The organism is Couchioplanes caeruleus (assembly GCF_023499255.1).
Taxonomy (GTDB): Bacteria; Actinomycetota; Actinomycetes; order Mycobacteriales; family Micromonosporaceae; genus Actinoplanes; species Actinoplanes caeruleus_A.
In genome coordinates this window covers 8,167,231-8,183,359 of record NZ_CP092183.1, presented here as the reverse complement: position 1 = coordinate 8,183,359, position 16,129 = coordinate 8,167,231, and the positions used below count along the sequence as shown (strand labels likewise).

The window sequence follows — 16,129 nt, the reverse complement described above, 5'->3', positions numbered from 1 at the left end:
AATCAGGCGCCGAGGACCCGGTCCAGGTAGGGATTCGCAAAAACCCGGGCCGGGTCGAGCCGATCGCGCACCGCTACGAAGTCGTCGAAGCGGGGGTACGCGCGCCGGAGCGAATCCGCGTCCCGATAGTGCAGTTTGCCCCAGTGCGGCCGGCCACCCAGCGGCTCGCACACCGCCTCGAACGCCTGGAAGTACGGCTCGTACGGGCTACCCGAGAACTGGTGCACCGCGATGTACGCCGAGTCCCGCCCGTACCCGTGCGAGAGCCAGATGTCGTCCGGGCCGGTGAAGCGCACCTCGACCGGGAACTGCACCTTGAACGGCAACTTCTCGATGATCCGGGGCAACGCGGACAGCGCCTCGGACAGGCACTCGCGCGGGATCTCGTACTCCATCTCCACGAAGTGCACGCGGCGTGACGTACAGAAGACCCGGTCCGACCGGTCCGTGTAGGTGCGGGCCGTCAGGGCCCGCGCCGCGACCGCGCTGACCGTCGGGACGATCGCGGGGATCTTCTGCCCCAGCTTGCAGGCGCCCTGGAAGACGGTGTTGGACAGGAATTCCTCGTCGAGCCAGCTGCGGAACGGCGACAGCGGACGATCGGACGCCGGCACCTTGTTGTTGCGCTTGAGCTGCGCCCGGTCGGTGTACGGGTACCAGTAGAACTCGAGGTGGTCGTTGGCGGCGATCTGCTCGTCGAGCCCGGCCAGCACCTCTGTCAGGGGCATCGGCCGCTCGTCAGCGAGCAGCACGAACGCCGGTACGCAGCGCAGCGTCACCTCGACCAGCACGCCGAGCGCGCCGAGGCCCAGCCGCGCCGCGGGGAACAACTCGGATGACGAGTCGACGCGCAGCACCTCGCCGGATCCCGTGACGAGCGTGACTGCCTCGACGCCCGAGGCGAGCGTCGAGTACGCCTGCCCGCTGCCGTGCGTACCCGTGGAGATCGCACCCGCCACGGTCTGCCGGTCGATGTCTCCGAGGTTGGGCATGGCCAGGCCGTGTTCGGCCAGCACGGCGTTGAGCCGGTGCAGGGGCATGCCGGCCTGGACCGTGACGAGATCACCGTCGATGGCCACGAGGCCGGCCAGCCGGTGCAGCAGCATCCGCTGGTCGTCGGCGACCGCGATGCCGGTGAACGAGTGCCCGCTGCCGACCGCCTTGACCCGCCGCCCGGCGGCCGCCGCCTCCTTGACGAGCGCCGCCACCTCGTCGGCGGAACCCGGCATCACGACGTCGGCGGCGACGGAGTGTTGATTGCCGCCCCAGTTGTGCCAGCGGGGGGACGCGACAGGGGCTGCGTTGTCACTGGTCATTACGGCCTTGTCTTCCCGACAAGCGGACAGTCGCACAAAACCGGGGATACCGCGTGTCCTCGGCGTCCCGTCGATGCGTCTCGCTCGTTGATCCGAGTAACGTTCCGATTGAGTGGTGTCCGCGGCCCTTGATCCGCCGTCGCGAACAGTGCTCATTATCACCGCTGAGAGGGAGTGGCGACGCGTGTCGACACCAACCGTCACCACCGGGCCGCTGCGCCGCGTTCCGGTGCAGGGCAGAAGCGTTGCCCGGGTCCAGCGCATGCTCGACGCCTGCGCCGAGCTGGTGGACGAGGTCGGGTACGAAGGCCTGACCACCACCCTGCTCGCCGAGCGGGCCGAGGTAGCCATCGGCTCGGTCTACCAGTTCTTCCCGGACAAGCGGGCCATCGTCCAGGCACTGGCGATGCGCAACATGGACGCGTACCTGCAGAGTCTGTCGGCGCGCTTCGCCAATGAGACGTTCGCCCACTGGTGGGACGGCGTGGACGCGGCCATAGACGCGTACATCCACATGCACCGCAGCGTGCCGGGCTTCCGTACGCTGCATTTCGGTGACGTGGTGGACCTGCACCTGCTGGACGCCGAGCGGGACAACAACGCGGTCATCGGCGACCGGCTCGCCGAGCTGCTCGTCGACCAGTTCCAGCTGATGGACCGCACGCGGCTGCGCTTCGCGCTGCTGATCGCCGTCGAGGCGGCGGACGCGCTGATCAAGCTCGCGTTCCGGCGCGACGCGACCGGCGACGAGGCCGTGCTGACCGAGGCCAAGGCGCTGATCCGCGAATATCTGCACCGCCACGTTCCCGCCTGACGCCTGCTCACCCCAGGAAGGCATGCCCCTCGCCCCGGTACGTCGGGGCCGGCGCCGCCGTGTCGCCGTCGACGAGGTGCACCTCGTTGACGTGCTCGCACAGTTCGCCGGCCTTGGCGTGACGGAACCACACCCGGTCGCCGGGCCGCAGCTCGTCCGCGGCCGGGCCGACCAGCGGTGTCTGCACCTCGCCGGCGCCCTCGTCGGCGCGGAACCGCAGACCCTCCGGTAGCCACGGTGTCGGCTGCCGCGACGGCCCGGCCGGGCCGGACGCGATCCAGCCGCCCCCGAGCACCGTGGCGATCCGTGGCGCCGGACGGCGGACGACCGACAGCGCGAAGAACGCCGCCGGGGTGGGCTGCCACGCCCGGTACGCGTCGAAGAGGGTCGGCCCGAACAGGCCGGAGCCGGCGGCGACCTCGGTGATCGACGGGTCGGCGGCGGTCGCGGCCATGCTGCCGGTGCCGCCGCCGTTCACGAACTCCAGGTCGGCGTGCTCGCGGACCGCCTTGACGGCGGCCATCCGCCGCCGCAGCAGCTCCGGCAACGAGCGGCGCTGCATCATCCGGATCGCGCGCGCCCGCAGCGCCTGCCCGGGTGGTGCGTCGCCGACCCCGGCGATGTGCGCCTCGTACGCCATCATCGCGACCAGCCGGAATCCGGGGCGGGCCACCACCCGCCGGGCCAGGGCTCCCGCCTGCGCCGCGGAGTGCACGGGGGATCGGCGTACGCCCACGTGCAGTGGCCCCGCCGGCCGCCACGACGCGTCCAGCTCGAGGCACAGCCGTACGTCCGGGCGCCGTCCGGGGGGCGTCACCGCGTCGACCAGGTCCAGGTGGGACGGGTGGTCGACCATGATGGTGATGGCGGCGGCCAGCTGCGGGTCAGCGGTCAGCTCGGCGATCGCGGTCCGGTCCACTGTCGGGTACGCGACCAGCACGTCGTCGGTCACCCCGGAGCGGACCAGCCAGATGGCCTCCGGCAGCGTGTACGCCATGACGCCGGACCAGCCGGGGCGCTGCAGAACGCGTTCGAGCAGGGCGCGCACGCGTACGGATTTGCTCGCCACCCTGATCGGCTTGCCGGCCGAGCGCAGCGACAGCGCGGCGGCGTTGGCGTCGAAGGCCGCCAGGTCGACTGCGGCCAGCGGCGTCTCGAGGTGGGCGGTGGCCCGGTCGAGCCGTTTCTGTAATGCGCGTCCGGCGGTCACAGGGGCAACCTATCCGCTGTACGGCCAATGCGAAACACCTTCATTTATGCGCCACCCGAACGAGCGCACCCACGATGAGCTGCAGCCGCCCGTTAGAGTGCTTCGGGCAGCAGCGATCGGGAGGTAAGGACCATCGACACCGAAACGAGCTCGGCACGGACGGAGGCCGCCCCCGTCGACCTGTCCGGGGTCGCGGCCCTGCGCGCCGTCCTGCTGATCCGCCCCTTCCGGCGGCTCTGGCTCGTGCTCAGCGTCGCGTCCTTCGGCGACTGGATCGGCATCCTCGCCACCGCCCTCTTCGCCTCGCAACAGGTCAGCGGCAGCGTCGCGCAGGGCAGCGCGTTCAGCAGCACGATCGCGATCCGGCTGCTCCCGGCCCTGATCCTGGGACCGATCGCCGGCGTGATGGCGGACCGGTTCGACCGCCGCTACACCATGGTCATCTGCGACATCCTGCGCTTCTTCGTGTACGGGTCCATCCCCCTGGTCGCCCTCGTCAGCGACTCCGGCGCGTTCACGGTGACCTGGACGGTGATCGCCACCTTCATCGGCGAGACGATCACGCTGATGTGGATCCCGGCCAAGGAGGCCGCGGTCCCCAACCTCATCCCCAAGGGCCGGCTCGAGGCGTCGAACCAGCTCACGCTGATCACCACGTACGGCATCACCCCGATCCTCGCCGCCCTCGTCCTCGCCGCCCTCGACGGCGTGGTCCGCGGCCCGATCGGCGGCCTGCCCACGTGGGCGTCCCCGGTGCAGATCGCGCTCTACATCAACGCCCTGTCCCGGGCGGCGACGGCCGCGGTGGTGTTCTTCGGCATCAAGGAGATCAGCGCCGGCCGGCGGGAACGCCAGCAGAAGAACGCCGAGCAGAGCATGTTCCGGCAGTTCGTCGAGGGCTGGAAGTACATCGGCAACACCCCGTTCGTCCGCGGCCTGGTGCTCGGCATCTTCGGCGCGTTCGCGGGCGCCGGCATCGTCGTCGGCACGGCCCGCTTCTTCACCGCCTCCCTCGGCGCCGGGGACGCGGCGTTCTACCTGCTGTTCGCGACCCTGTTCATCGGCCTGGCGATCGGCATCGGCCTCGGCCCGACAATCGTCAAGGAGCTGTCGCGCCGGCGCTGGTTCGGCATGAGCATCGTGCTCGCCAGCGGCGCCGTGGCCTTCCTCTCGGTGGCCTTCCACCTGTCCATGGCCCTGTTCGGGGCGCTCTTCGTGGGTGCGGGCGCGGGCATGGCGTTCCTCGCCGGCGTCACGCTCCTCGGCGGCCAGGTCAACGACGAGGTCCGCGGCCGCGTGTTCGCCGTCGTCCAGATCGGCGCCCGGCTCGTCCTGCTGCTCGCGATCTCCCTCGCGGGCGTCCTGGTCGGTCTCGGCAGCAGCCGCACGGTCCGCGCCGGCGACATCTCGGTCGACATCTCCTCCACCCGCGTCCTGCTCCTCGTCGCGGGAGCCATCGGCGTCTGGACCGGCATCAGCGCGTTCCGCCAGATGGACGACAAACACGGCGTACCGGTCCTCGCGGACCTGTGGGGCGCGGTCCGCGGGCGCCCGCTGTCGCCGGCCGAGCCCTTCACGCGTACGGGAATCTTCGTGGTCTTCGAAGGCGGCGAGGGAGCGGGAAAGTCCACCCAGGTCACCCGCCTCTCGGAGGCGCTCCGCGCCGCCGGCAACGACGTGGTCGTCACCCGCGAACCGGGCGCAACCGACATGGGCGCCAGAATCCGCAGCCTCGTCCTCTCCAACGGCGCCGACGCCGACGCCCCCTCCCCGCGCGCCGAGGCGCTGCTCTATGCGGCGGACCGGGCCCACCACGTGGCCACGGTTGTCCGCCCGGCCCTGGAAAGGGGAGCGGTCGTCATCAGCGACCGGTACGTGGACTCCTCCCTCGCCTACCAGGGCGCCGGCCGCACTCTGCCGGTCCAGGAGATCTCCTGGCTCTCGTCCTGGGCGACCGGCGGCCTCAAGCCGGACCTGGTCGTCCTCCTCGACGTCGACCCCACGGTCGGCCTGGGCCGGGTCGACAGCCGGGGCCAGGGCACGGACCGCCTCGAAAGCGAATCCCGCACCTTCCACGAAAGAGTCCGGTACGCATTCCTCGACCTCGCCTCGGCAGACCCCAAGCGCTACCTGGTCCTGGACGCCTCCCGTCCGATGGAGGAAATCGCCGGCGCGGTGGCGGTCCGGGTGAACGCGCTGCTCAACGGCGAGGACTACCACACGGAACCGACCCGGATAACGGACCCGAACGAGACGCTGGTCATGCGAGCGGGCACGGACCCGTCGCCGACGGTGGCGATGCCGCAAGGTGACATCTCCCGGACGATGCCGATGCCGGCGGATCCGCTTGGGAGCGGGCCTTCCGCGGGTGGGAGTGGGCCTTCTGCGGGTGGCAGCGGGCCTTCCGCGGGCGTGGGTGGGTCCGAGGAGACGGTCGTCGTGCGGTCGGTGGGTGGCCCGGACGAGACTGCGGTGATCCTGCCGGCGGGCTCGCCGTCATCGGGGGCGGCGTCGCCCGAGGCGACGCAGGTCATCCCGTCCGCCGAGGCGACCCAGGTCGTTGCCTCCCCCGAGGCGACCCAGGTCGTGGCGTCTCCCGACGCGACTCAGGTTCTTCCGCCCTCCGAGGCGGACCCGGCGTCATCGCCCGCCGGCTCCGGCTCTGTGGCGGCCTCGTCGCTCGCGGCGTCCTCCGTCTCGCATCCGGCTCCCGGTACGTCGGATGCGGAAACGCCGCTCGAGGTGCTCGAGGAGATGACCGGCAATCGCGCCGTTGCTGACGACGCTGCCCCGGCCGACCCCGAGCCCCGACTCGACCCCGACGCCGGCTCGGACCGTGGCGCCGGCTCGGACCGTGGCGCCGGCTCGGACCGTGGCGCCGGCGGTGACCGCGACGCCGGCGGTGATCGTGACGCTGGACCCGGAGCGGGTGGGCGAGCGCCGGCGAGCGAGCGAGAATCGACGCCATGAGTGTGTTCGCCGACCTGGTGGGGCAGGACGAGGCCGTTGCCACCCTGAGCCGGGCTGCCGCGGCCGCCGCGCGCATCGTGGCCGGCGACGACGTCGCCGCGGGGGCGATGACGCACGCGTGGATCTTCACCGGCCCGCCCGGCTCCGGCCGCTCCGTGGCAGCCCGCGCCTTCGCCGCCGCGCTGCAGTGCGAACGCAACGGTGCCGGCTGCGGCGAGTGTCACGGCTGCCACACGGCCCTCGGGGGCACCCACGCCGACATCCGGTACGTCGTTCCCGAAGGCCTGTCGATCGGCGTCAACGAGATGCGCGCGCTCGTGCTGCGCGCCGGCAGCGCCCCGTCCGGTGGCCGGTGGCAGGCCGTCGTGATCGAGGACGCGGACCGCCTGACGGAAGCCGCCGGCAACGCGCTGCTCAAGGCCATCGAAGAGCCTCCCCCTCGTACGGTGTTCCTGCTCTGCACCCCCTCCACCCACCCCGACGACATCTCGGTGACGATCCGGTCCCGCTGTCGCGTCGTACCGTTGCGGCAGCCGTCGGCAGAAGCGGTCGCCGAAGTCCTCGTACGCCGCGACGGCATCGCCCCCGACGTCGCATCGTGGGCCGCCGCAGCAGCGCAGGGCCATGTCGGCCGCGCCAAGCGCCTCGCCCGCGACCCGGACGCCCGCAAACGCCGCGAGGCGGTCCTGACCGTGCCGCGCCGCCTGACCGGCGTGGGCGCCTGCTTCGACGCCGCCTCGGCCCTGATCGAGGCCGCGGAGGCCGAAGCCGCGGCCACCGTGACGGAAACCGACAGCACGGAACGCGCAGCCCTCGAACAAGCCCTCGGAGCCGGCGGTACGGGCAGAGGCGCAGCCGGAGCGATGCGCGGAGCAGCCGGCCAGCTCAAGGAACTCGAGAAGCGCCAGAAGTCCCGCCTCACCCGCTCCCAGCGCGACGCCCTCGACCGTGCGCTCGTCGACCTCGCCGGTTTCTACCGCGACGTCCTCATCACGAATCTGCGTGCACCGGTGCCGGTCGTGAACACCGACACCGCCCCGCAGTCCGAGGCGGCCGCCGGCAAGTGGTCACCGGAGAGCACGCTGCGACGGCTGGAAGCGGTGCTGGCCTGCCGCGAGGCGATCGAGCTGAACGTCAAGCCGAAGATCGCCGTGGAAGCGATGATGCTCAACCTCTGGCGCGGCTGACCTCCTCTCCGTTCCGGCACGCAGTGTTTCCGTCATGCGCACGGGCTGGAACGCTCAGCCCTCGTGAGGCCCGTCCCCGCACGAAGTCTTCCACGGCCCGCACCCTCAGCCGGCGTTATCCACAGGAGCGGCCCACGACGGCGCGCAAGGGCAGTTATCCACAAGGGACGTACGAAGGGGATGCGCGGCGGATGCCCGACCGGGTACGGTTCGGTGCCGGAACGCAATCACCGCGGTACGCCCGGTAAGGAGCCGACGATGCCCCGCGAGATCGACGAGGCGTGGATCGATGAGGCGATCGAGCGCTACCGCCGCCTCGACGTCCTGCGGGCCGAGTTCGACAGGGCGGTCGCGGCCCATGTCGTCTCGGTCCACTCCCCGGACGACACGGTGGAGGTGCTGGTGACCGCGGCGGGCGACATCACGGACGTCCGCATCCGCGGCAACCTGCAGAACCGGAACGCGACAGACCTGGCCCGAGAGGTGCAAGCAGTGGTCACGAATGCTACCGAAGCGGCCCGATGGGCCAGGGAGAAGCTCCACGACGAGATCTTCGGCGCCTTCCGCTCGCTGGGAGAGCACTGATGGTCACCCCTCGCCGCGAGCCGGCGTGCCACCCCTCGCCGGCAGGGCTGACAGCTCCGCCGAGAGCGTTGATGGCCCCGGCGAGAGCATCGACGGTCGCGCGGGGAGCACAGGTGAACTCCCCGGGAGGCCTCTGATGGCCCAACCCGCAGCACTGGTGAACTCGTGGGGAGAGCTCCGCTCGGCCCACCGGGAGGAGCGGTGATGGAACACCTCGCCGAGCGCCTCGAGTCCGCGGCCGATGCGCTGACCACAGTGGACCGCTCACTTCCGGCGCACGTCGCGTCGCCGGGCGTCTTCGCGGCGGCCGACGCGGGCGTGCCGGGCCGCCTGGGCAGGCAGTTGCATGACCGCTGGGCCGCCGTGCTCGCCGCCCGTGCCCGCGAGGCGGCCGATACGGCGAAAGTCCTGACGGACCTCGCTGCCGACGTACGCCTGACAGCCAAGACCTACGCGGAGACCGACGACGAAGCGGCCCGCCGCGTACGCCGGGGGATCTGATGACCTTGTCCGCCAGGCGGCTTCCGTGGCCGTTCATGACCATGCGGGTGACCGCCGCCGGGAAACGAGTGCCGTGATGGATCGGCTGAACGAACTGCTCGAGACGGCCGGGCCGCTTCTGCGCCGAGTCGACGCGACGATCGCGGGCGCCGGCGCCCCGCCCAGCGACGAGGTCTGGACGCAGCTGCGGCGCGTACGGTTGCTTCCCGGCGACGCGGTGCGGGCGGTCGCGGCACTGCGTCCGGCCGACCTGGCGGACGCGGCCCCCGAGCTGCGCGCGGACGCCCGCGCGTATGCGGTGCTCGCCGGGTCGCTGCCGGCGCCGGGGGAGTGGTCGGGCATAGCTGCGGAGGCGTACGACCGGGTGCGCGCGCGTACGGCCACCCATCTGAGCGGCGACCGCGACAGCCTCGACGAGCGCCTCCAGGCCTCCGCCGACCTCGCCGACGACCTGATCACCTGGATGCGTCAGACGCGCGAGGCGGTGGCCGCGGTTCTCGGCGACATCCTCGGCTCGCTGGAGGCGGTGGTCCTCGCCGGTGACAAAGTGGACATAAGCGCGCCGAGGGAGGTTTCCGCTGCGGCGACGGTGGCGGAGAGGGTGCTGCGCACTGTGGCCGATGCATACGACCGGGCGGCCGACTTGCTGAGCACATCGGCGGCGCTCGCCGAGTCGGCGACCACGATGCGATGACGCGGGCGGCCCTGGTCGCGACTGCAACGCGGTGCGGTTTTGTGGTCGCGGCCGGGTGGCGCGCGCCGGGCTCGGGAAATGGCAACGGCGCCGCACTCGGTTACCGGTTCCGAGAGCGACGCCGTGACCTTCCTGCACCCCCCGCAGGCTCAGTTCCCACTCAACGCCTCCCGAGCGGCTTTGTCGCCTCCCCGGGCGAGGAATGGGCCGCTCGGTCGATTCAGGACGGCACGAGCGGCGTACCCGGGCTTGGCCGTCAGTCGGCCCCTGTCATCTCGACGGCCCATATCGACGTCCGTAGAAGCGAGGCAGCCGCAGCCGGCGAGGGGCATCGCCATCACGGCCGGGGCCGCCGCCCCCGCATCCCGAAGATCAGCGCCGCCGTACCCGCGATCAGGAGGGCCACGCCGCTCAGTGCGATCACGTCGACCCGCGGTCCGGTGATGGGCAGTCCGCCGCCGGCGCCCGCGGCTTCCGCGCCCGACACCGCGCCCGGCGTTTCCGGTGCCACGGCCGCGGCTTCGAGGACGCCCATGTCGAAGTCGAGCACGCCCTCGCCGTACGCGGACTTGGTGCGGTCGTCCGACGCGGCCTGCGTGATCGTCACGGACAGCGCGGCCGCGCGGGCCGCGATGGCGCGGCCGCGGGCGGCCTGGCGCACGTCGCCGAGCGAGATCCGGACCTTGGTGCCGGGTTCGGCGACCGGCGCAGCCTCGGTCCTGGGCTCGGCGATCTCCGGCAATTCGGGTACGCCGGGGAGCGAAGCACCGTCCCCGTCCCCCAGCAGCCGCGTCTTGCCGAGCGCCCGGAGCAACCCCGGCGTGGCGGTCGCGGACTCCTCGGCGCTCGTATCCTTCTTCGGGTCATGCAGGGTGATCTCGATTTCGTCACCCGCCGTGTCGAGCCGTTCGGTCTTGAACCCGGCGCCCGACACCTCCACAGTGGCCGGAATGTAGCGGACCTCGCCACCGTCCTTGATGGACATGCTGGCACGCAGGGACGGCGCCTTCCGCACTGCAACCTTCACCGCACCGTTGAGTAGTTCGAACGTTCCGACATCGAGGCCGGCGGAGGCCACGGTCGCCGCGGCGTCGCCGTGCCGCTCCAGCTCCGTCGTGCTCTCGCTCTCGACCTTGCCGGGTACGCGCACCAGCGCCGCATCACCGTCCGCACCGATCCCAGCGTCACGCAGCCGAGCCGCCGCCCGCGTCACCTCACCGTACGTAACGCCACAGGCCATGCCGGCCTCCCACTGTGCGTGCGTGCTCAGCGTGCCGGCGCCCAGGCTGATCGGTCCGACGTCGGCGGCGCCGGTGGTGCGCCGGCTGGGCTTCTCGTTCGTCGGCGGCGCCTGCTGCTGCAGCGCGTCGGTGAGCTTCTGGGACCCATCGTCTTCCACGGCGTCGATCACTCGCGCCACGGCCGCGGAACTGACGGGGGCCTCCGCGACCATGGCCGACTTCGCATCGCCGACGTGAACCTCGGAGCCGGCCTTCCCGTCGGCGGTCCCCCACGCGTTCAGCCGCAGAATCTGACTGCCGGACTGCGCCGAGTAGCGTTCGGCCCGCTCGCAGGGCGCGGGCGCAGCACCGGCGGGCAACGGCACCGCCAACATCCCAACGGCCCCGACCGCCCCAGCCGCAACGAAAAGCCGCCGCCGCCGCGAACCGGAGTCGCCGCCGCCCACACCCACCGCGGCCCGCGCGCCGCCCGCAAGAGCCGCGTTGCCGGCAAGAGCCGCGTTGCCGGCAAGAGCCGCGCTGCCGGCAAGAGCCGCGCTGCCCGTGGAAGGAGTGCCGCTGGCGGACGGCGCGTCACTCGCGCAACCCACGCCCATCAGGCCGGCCACAGCGGAACCCGCCGCGTCCTGCCCGTTCAACGCCGCTTGCGCCGCGACCGATCGCTTCCGCCCGGCCGCCGCGGCGGCGAGCTGGCCGAGCCGGCGGCCGCGGTCGAATCGCACGATGGCCGGCGCCTGGGTCATCCACGTCCGGGAATGCCCGGGAACCGGTGCGGGCTGTGCAAGATCATCGCGTACGGGCACGGCGGATGTCATGAAGAAGTCCTCCCCCAAGGATGCCGCAGTGAGCGGCGTCTACGGGACTGCCCAACGAGGCTCAATGCGGGGGGTTGCGCGGATCTATGTCGTTCTGTGGCATTTCGCACGTCCGGTCCGTCGCCGTAGGCTGGGCCCATGGGCATGCTGTGCGCGGTCAGCTTCAACCGGTACGGCCGTCTCTACTACCTCGACCCGGGCGAGTTCTCTCCGCAGGTCGGTGACCGCGTCCTGGTCCCGACCGACGACGGGCCCGAGGTGGCGGAGTGCGTCTGGGCGGCGCAATGGGTCAGCGAGGACACGGACGGTTTCCCCAAGGTCGCCGGTCTCGCCGACGAGCGCGACCTGCGCCGGGACGAGCTGCTGAGAAAACGAAAGGCCGAGGCGAAGGTCGCGGCCAAGAAGCTGATCAAGGAGCACGGCCTGCCGATGAAGGTGGTCGCCGTCGACCACGTCCTCGACCAGGCCGGTACGGGTGCCGCCCGCACCACGGTCTACTTCACCGCCCCGCACCGCGTCGATTTCCGGTCCCTGGTCCGCGACCTCGGGGCGACCCTGCACTGCCGCGTGGAGCTGCGGCAGCTCTCCGCCCGCGACTCTGCCCGCGTCCAGGGCGGCATCGGCTCCTGCGGCCGCGACCTGTGCTGCGCCACGTTCCTGACCGACTTCGAGCCGGTCACGATCCGCATGGCCAAGGACCAGGATCTGCCGCTCAACCCCCTGCGCATCTCCGGCGCGTGCGGCCGGTTGATGTGCTGCCTGAAGTACGAGCACCCGCTGTACCAGAAGTTCCAGGCCTCGGCGCCGGCCGTCGGAAGCCGCGTCAGCACCCCGGAGGGCGACGGCCGGGTGGTGGCGCACAGCGTGCCGAAGGACGCCGTGGTGGTGCGCATGGACGCGGACGGCTCCCGCTGTTCGTGCAGCCGCGCGTCGGTCTGCGGCCCTCGGCAGGCCCACGACGAGCACTACGCCTGACCCACCTCACCACAGCGCCCACGTCACCGCGCGCCCACGCCATAGCGCACGACGAACGTGAGCCGCAGCCGGCGAAAGCGGCCGGCGGCTTACGGCAATGCGCCCTCGCTCCCCGGGCCGGGCGCCGCCCCCGACGTCGTCGTGTCGCCTGCCGGGGCATCAGCAGCGCTCGCGGCCGGTCCGTCCACCAGCACCGGCGGCTCGATCAGCTTCACCGTCAGCGGGTCCGCCGGCTGCAACCACGGGCTGTCCGGCGCGCCGCCGGGGTCAGCCGTCCAGTGGTGGCAGACGCGGTCCACGCCGATCGGGTACACCGTGAGCGAGCCGTCCGCCGCGATGTGCATGCGGAGGAAGCTCTTCGAGTCCTCGATGCCCTGGCCCGCGAACAGCTCGTTGACGTTGACGTCGAAGAAGCCCGCGATCACCAGGTACAGGGCGAGGAGCTGGGTGGCGACGAACGCGATCACCGGCCCGTACAGGACCGCGGCGGCGACGAGCGGCCCGGGCCAGGCCCAGTCGTGGAACGGCAGCCGCAGCCACACCCATGTGCCGCCGGCGGCGAGGGCGATGTGGGCGAAGCTGTGCAGCAGGCCGAAGATCCAGTGCCGGACGTGCTCGGGATGTCCGGCGCCGGGCGGCTGGGCGAAGAGGACCGCGCCGAGCAGGATGAGCACCAGCATGAACACCAGCGGGATGCTGAACAGGCGCTGGAAGATGCCGCCCTGGCTGGCCGCGCCGGCCATCGCGAGCATCGTCAACGTATGGATCAACCCCAGCATCGTGGCGAAGCCGGGGTTGCGCGCGGGAATCCTGCGGAACGCACCCCAGCTCATGCGGCGCGACTCCGCCGCGCTGGGGAAGCGGGACACCAGGTCGTAGGTCCGGCTGCGGCTCGCGCTGCGGGTCAGGGTCTCTTTCGGCGGTACGGTCAGAGCACCCGGCAACTGGTGCGTGGCCAGCAGGTACGCGCCGCCGCCGCCGCACGTGATCAGCTCCCGGTCGGCGCCGGTGTACCGGGCATAGTGATGCAGGTCGCCGGAGACGAGAAGCCGTACCTGGGCGCCGCTGGGCGCGAGGATGGTCCGGATGAAGTAGTCGACCGCGTCGTACGCCTCCGGCCTCTTCGCTGCCTTGACCCAGGTCGGCGACGGCGTCATGAGGATGATGCGGTCGTCCGGCCCGAGCGCCCGCGCGGCCTTCTCGAAGTACACGAGCTGCGGGTCGTCGATGTACGCCCCGAACTGCTCGTCGATGGCGAACAACCACCAGTTCGAGGGCAGCCGCACCGCGAAATACGACCGGCGCTGCTGCGTGCGCCACCCGCCGATGTGACCGTCCTGCCGGCGGGCGAACAGCCGCAGGAAGGCGGTGAGCCCGTCGTACCAGTCGTGGTTGCCGGGCAACGCGAACAGCGTCGGCTGCGGACGGTCGACCGGCGGCTCCGGCAGCGCGGCCCGGTACGGACCCTTCATCCGGTTCTCGTACTCGTCGCCGCTCGCCACCGGGTAGACCTGATCACCGCCCATCAGCAACAGCTGCCCGCGCGGCAGCGGTCGCCCGTCGACCTCGAGCTCGGGCTGAGCGAGCAGGTAAGCCACGGAGTATGTGGCGTCGAACCCGTCGCCGAGGTCGGCCACGTAGTCGAGCCAGATCTCCCCGTCGGTGCCCGGCGCCTCGAAGGAGTCGCCGGGCATGGCGTTCTGCAGCTCCCGCTTGTCGAGGTAGGCGCCGAAGAGCACCGCGAGCAGCGTGCGCAGGCCGGTGTTGAGCAGCAACAACGGCGCCAGCCAGCCGACCGGGCGGCGCGGCTTGAAGCCCAGCTCGGGCGGATCCATGCTCACCGGCCGCCGAGCGGCGGACGGCTCGGCCTCGGCAGCCCGCGGCCGGGGGTGCCGGGGAGGCTCTTGATCGGTCACACATGGCAGGGTAGTCCGGCGGTATGACATCGCCTGTCCGGTTCGGCGCGCCCGAGCCCGCCCATGACGGACGATCGCGGGGCATGCCGTACACTTCTGTAGCGTTGCCGCCTTAGCTCAGTCGGCTAGAGCGACGCACTCGTAATGCGTAGGTCGACGGTTCGATTCCGTCAGGCGGCTCGGAAACGAAAGCCCAGGTCATCGACCTGGGCTTTCGGCATTCACGCAGGTGGACGGGCGCTGCGCTCGACAACACGCCGGCGCACGTACCTGCGTAATTGGTCAGGCGGTCTGCTTCTCGTGCGCGCCCTCGGCGATCTCCTCGAGCATCTTGGCGCAGAAGGCGGGGAGGTCGTCGGGCTTGCGGCTGGTCACCAGGCCCTGGTCGACGTAGACCTCTTCGTCGACCCACGTGGCGCCGGCGTTGGCGAGGTCGGTGCGCAGGCTGGGCCAGCTGGTCAGCGTGCGGCCGTCGACGACGCCCGCCTCGACGAGGGTCCACGGGCCGTGGCAGATGGCCGCGACCGGCTTGCCCGCTGTGAAGAACGAGCGGACGAAACGGACGGCGTCCGGGTCGGTGCGCAGGAAGTCGGGATTGGCGACGCCGCCGGGCAGGACGAGGGCGTCGTACTGGTCGGCGTCGGCGTCTTTCACCTGCTTTTCCACCGGGTACGTGCCGGCCTTGTCCATGTGGTTCACGGCTTGGATCTCGCCGTTCTTGATGGAGATGAGCTCGGCCGTGCCACCGGCCGATTCGACGGCCTTGCGGGGCTCGGTGTACTCCACTTCCTCGACGCCGTCGGTCGCGAGGAAGGCGACGCGCTTGCCCTTGATGGAGGTGGCCATTGTCGGTTTCCCTTTCGCGCGGCGGTGGTGCTCCTTCAGTAGGAGCGGTTCCCGGCGCGGGCACGGGCAAACGTGGCCGTGCGGCGGTTCACGAGCTCCCCGCCGTACCAGGCGCCGAAGACGGCACCGGCGAGCGCGAGCATTTCGACGGCGAGGAGACCGCCGCCCGCCACCCGGTCGGGGGTGCGCATGCGCAGCATGAGGATGACCGCGAAAAGAATCAGGACACCCATGTTGGCGAGGCTCTGCAATACGCCGATCCGCTTGGCGGTCGTGCCGTTCGGCACGAACATCAGGTCGATCGCACCGGCGAGGGCGGCCAGCACACCGCCCACCAGGCCGGCGACGATGTTCCAGTACGCGAGCGCGCCGAGAATGGCGGGGCCGCCGAGCAGATCTGCGACATCGAAGAGCACGGCCATGGAGAACAGGCCCAGGGGAAACATGACGAGGACGGGTTGCACCGCCTGGCCGGCGATTCTCAGTCGGCTCTCCATGGTGCTCACCCTCCCCAGGCTGTGGTCCGGCTCATTCGTCCCGTTCGTGCCGCTCGATCGTCTTTGGGCCTACCCGGCGTCCGAGACGGTGAAACGCGTGGTGACGGCGGTTACGGCAGTCGATATCTCTTGATCGATAAGGTGTGCCGCATGGAGTTGGCTGCGCAGATCATGGTGGGCGTCGTAGCCCTCATCCACGTCTACATTCTCGTCCTGGAGATGTTCCTCTGGCGGACAGATCGGGTGCGGGCCACGTTCGGTACCACCCCGGAGTTCGCGGCGCAGAGCGCCACCCTGGCGGCGAACCAGGGCCTGTACAACGGCTTCCTGGCGGCCGGCCTCTTCTATGGTCTCATCTCGGGCAGCCTCGCGTTCCAGCTGTTTTTCCTGGGCTGCGTCGTGATCGCCGGAATTTATGGAGCGATAACCTCCACTCGCCGGATCCTGTTCGTGCAGGTCATCCCCGCTGCGATCGCCCTGGCACTGGTCCTGCTGGCCCGCTGACGCCCGCGGAGCGCCGGTACGCAATCTGCGAGGTGGCAGGTTGAAGTGTGGCGGACAG

Annotated in this window: 13 protein-coding genes, 1 tRNA gene and 1 pseudogene; 9 read left to right on the top strand and 6 right to left on the bottom strand. The window is 71.1% G+C overall.

Annotated features, from left to right (window positions below; genetic code table 11):
• Window positions 1–2 precede the first annotated feature (2 nt).
• Window positions 3–1,316: a D-arabinono-1,4-lactone oxidase gene (locus COUCH_RS37655; protein ID WP_249609890.1), complete on the bottom strand. Its 1,314-nt coding sequence runs from the start codon at window positions 1,314–1,316 to the stop codon at window positions 3–5.
• A 184-nt stretch (window positions 1,317–1,500) separates the two neighbouring features.
• Between COUCH_RS37655 and COUCH_RS37650 the strand changes: the two genes are divergently transcribed.
• Window positions 1,501–2,130 (top strand): TetR/AcrR family transcriptional regulator, encoded by a 630-nt coding sequence (locus COUCH_RS37650; RefSeq protein WP_249609889.1) that lies wholly within the window; start codon window positions 1,501–1,503, stop codon window positions 2,128–2,130.
• Between the two features lie 7 nt (window positions 2,131–2,137).
• Here the strand turns inward: COUCH_RS37650 and COUCH_RS37645 are convergent, their stop codons facing one another.
• Complete coding sequence (locus COUCH_RS37645; protein WP_249609888.1) at window positions 2,138–3,340, bottom strand: amino acid deaminase/aldolase; 1,203 nt, start codon at window positions 3,338–3,340, stop codon at window positions 2,138–2,140.
• 243 nt (window positions 3,341–3,583) lie between these two features.
• On the opposite strand from COUCH_RS37645, the pseudogene tmk reads away from it, so the two are divergent.
• The 5 genes and pseudogenes from tmk to COUCH_RS37620 all read left to right on the top strand — a co-directional run.
• Window positions 3,584–5,638 (top strand): annotated as a pseudogene (tmk, locus tag COUCH_RS37640) (dTMP kinase); the annotation flags it as partial.
• Window positions 5,639–6,306: 668 nt separating this feature from the next.
• On the top strand, window positions 6,307–7,497 hold the full coding sequence (locus COUCH_RS37635) for a DNA polymerase III subunit delta' (protein WP_249609887.1): 1,191 nt from the start codon (window positions 6,307–6,309) through the stop codon (window positions 7,495–7,497).
• Between the two features lie 258 nt (window positions 7,498–7,755).
• Window positions 7,756–8,082, top strand: a complete 327-nt coding sequence (locus COUCH_RS37630) for a YbaB/EbfC family nucleoid-associated protein (protein ID WP_249609886.1) — start codon at window positions 7,756–7,758, stop codon at window positions 8,080–8,082.
• A 204-nt stretch (window positions 8,083–8,286) separates the two neighbouring features.
• Window positions 8,287–8,583, top strand: coding sequence for a type VII secretion target (locus COUCH_RS37625; protein ID WP_249609885.1), 297 nt, complete (start codon window positions 8,287–8,289; stop codon window positions 8,581–8,583).
• A gap of 76 nt (window positions 8,584–8,659) precedes the next feature.
• On the top strand, window positions 8,660–9,277 hold the full coding sequence (locus tag COUCH_RS37620) for a hypothetical protein (protein ID WP_249609884.1): 618 nt from the start codon (window positions 8,660–8,662) through the stop codon (window positions 9,275–9,277).
• Window positions 9,278–9,614: 337 nt separating this feature from the next.
• On the opposite strand, the gene COUCH_RS37615 is transcribed toward COUCH_RS37620, so the two are convergent.
• A complete protein-coding gene (locus COUCH_RS37615; protein ID WP_249609883.1) occupies window positions 9,615–11,261 on the bottom strand; it encodes a hypothetical protein in 1,647 nt (548 codons plus the stop codon).
• 210 nt (window positions 11,262–11,471) lie between these two features.
• On the opposite strand from COUCH_RS37615, the gene COUCH_RS37610 reads away from it, so the two are divergent.
• Window positions 11,472–12,308, top strand: coding sequence for a PSP1 domain-containing protein (locus COUCH_RS37610; protein ID WP_249609882.1), 837 nt, complete (start codon window positions 11,472–11,474; stop codon window positions 12,306–12,308).
• An 89-nt stretch (window positions 12,309–12,397) separates the two neighbouring features.
• Here the strand turns inward: COUCH_RS37610 and COUCH_RS37605 are convergent, their stop codons facing one another.
• Entirely contained in the window at window positions 12,398–14,224 is a 1,827-nt protein-coding gene (locus COUCH_RS37605) for a metallophosphoesterase family protein (protein ID WP_430640859.1), read from the bottom strand.
• A gap of 106 nt (window positions 14,225–14,330) precedes the next feature.
• Between COUCH_RS37605 and COUCH_RS37600 the strand changes: the two genes are divergently transcribed.
• Window positions 14,331–14,404: transfer RNA gene (locus COUCH_RS37600), tRNA-Thr, on the top strand.
• A gap of 102 nt (window positions 14,405–14,506) precedes the next feature.
• Here the strand turns inward: COUCH_RS37600 and COUCH_RS37595 are convergent.
• Window positions 14,507–15,070: a type 1 glutamine amidotransferase domain-containing protein gene (locus tag COUCH_RS37595; protein WP_249609881.1), complete on the bottom strand. Its 564-nt coding sequence runs from the start codon at window positions 15,068–15,070 to the stop codon at window positions 14,507–14,509.
• Between the two features lie 35 nt (window positions 15,071–15,105).
• A complete protein-coding gene (locus COUCH_RS37590; protein WP_249613936.1) occupies window positions 15,106–15,567 on the bottom strand; it encodes a DUF2231 domain-containing protein in 462 nt (153 codons plus the stop codon).
• Between the two features lie 150 nt (window positions 15,568–15,717).
• Here COUCH_RS37590 and COUCH_RS37585 point away from each other — a divergent pair, with 150 nt between their 5' ends.
• The gene (locus COUCH_RS37585) at window positions 15,718–16,071 is read left to right on the top strand and encodes a DUF1304 domain-containing protein (RefSeq protein ID WP_249609880.1); all 354 of its coding nucleotides are present in this window, start codon (window positions 15,718–15,720) and stop codon (window positions 16,069–16,071) included.
• The last annotated feature ends 58 nt before the right edge of the window (window positions 16,072–16,129 follow it).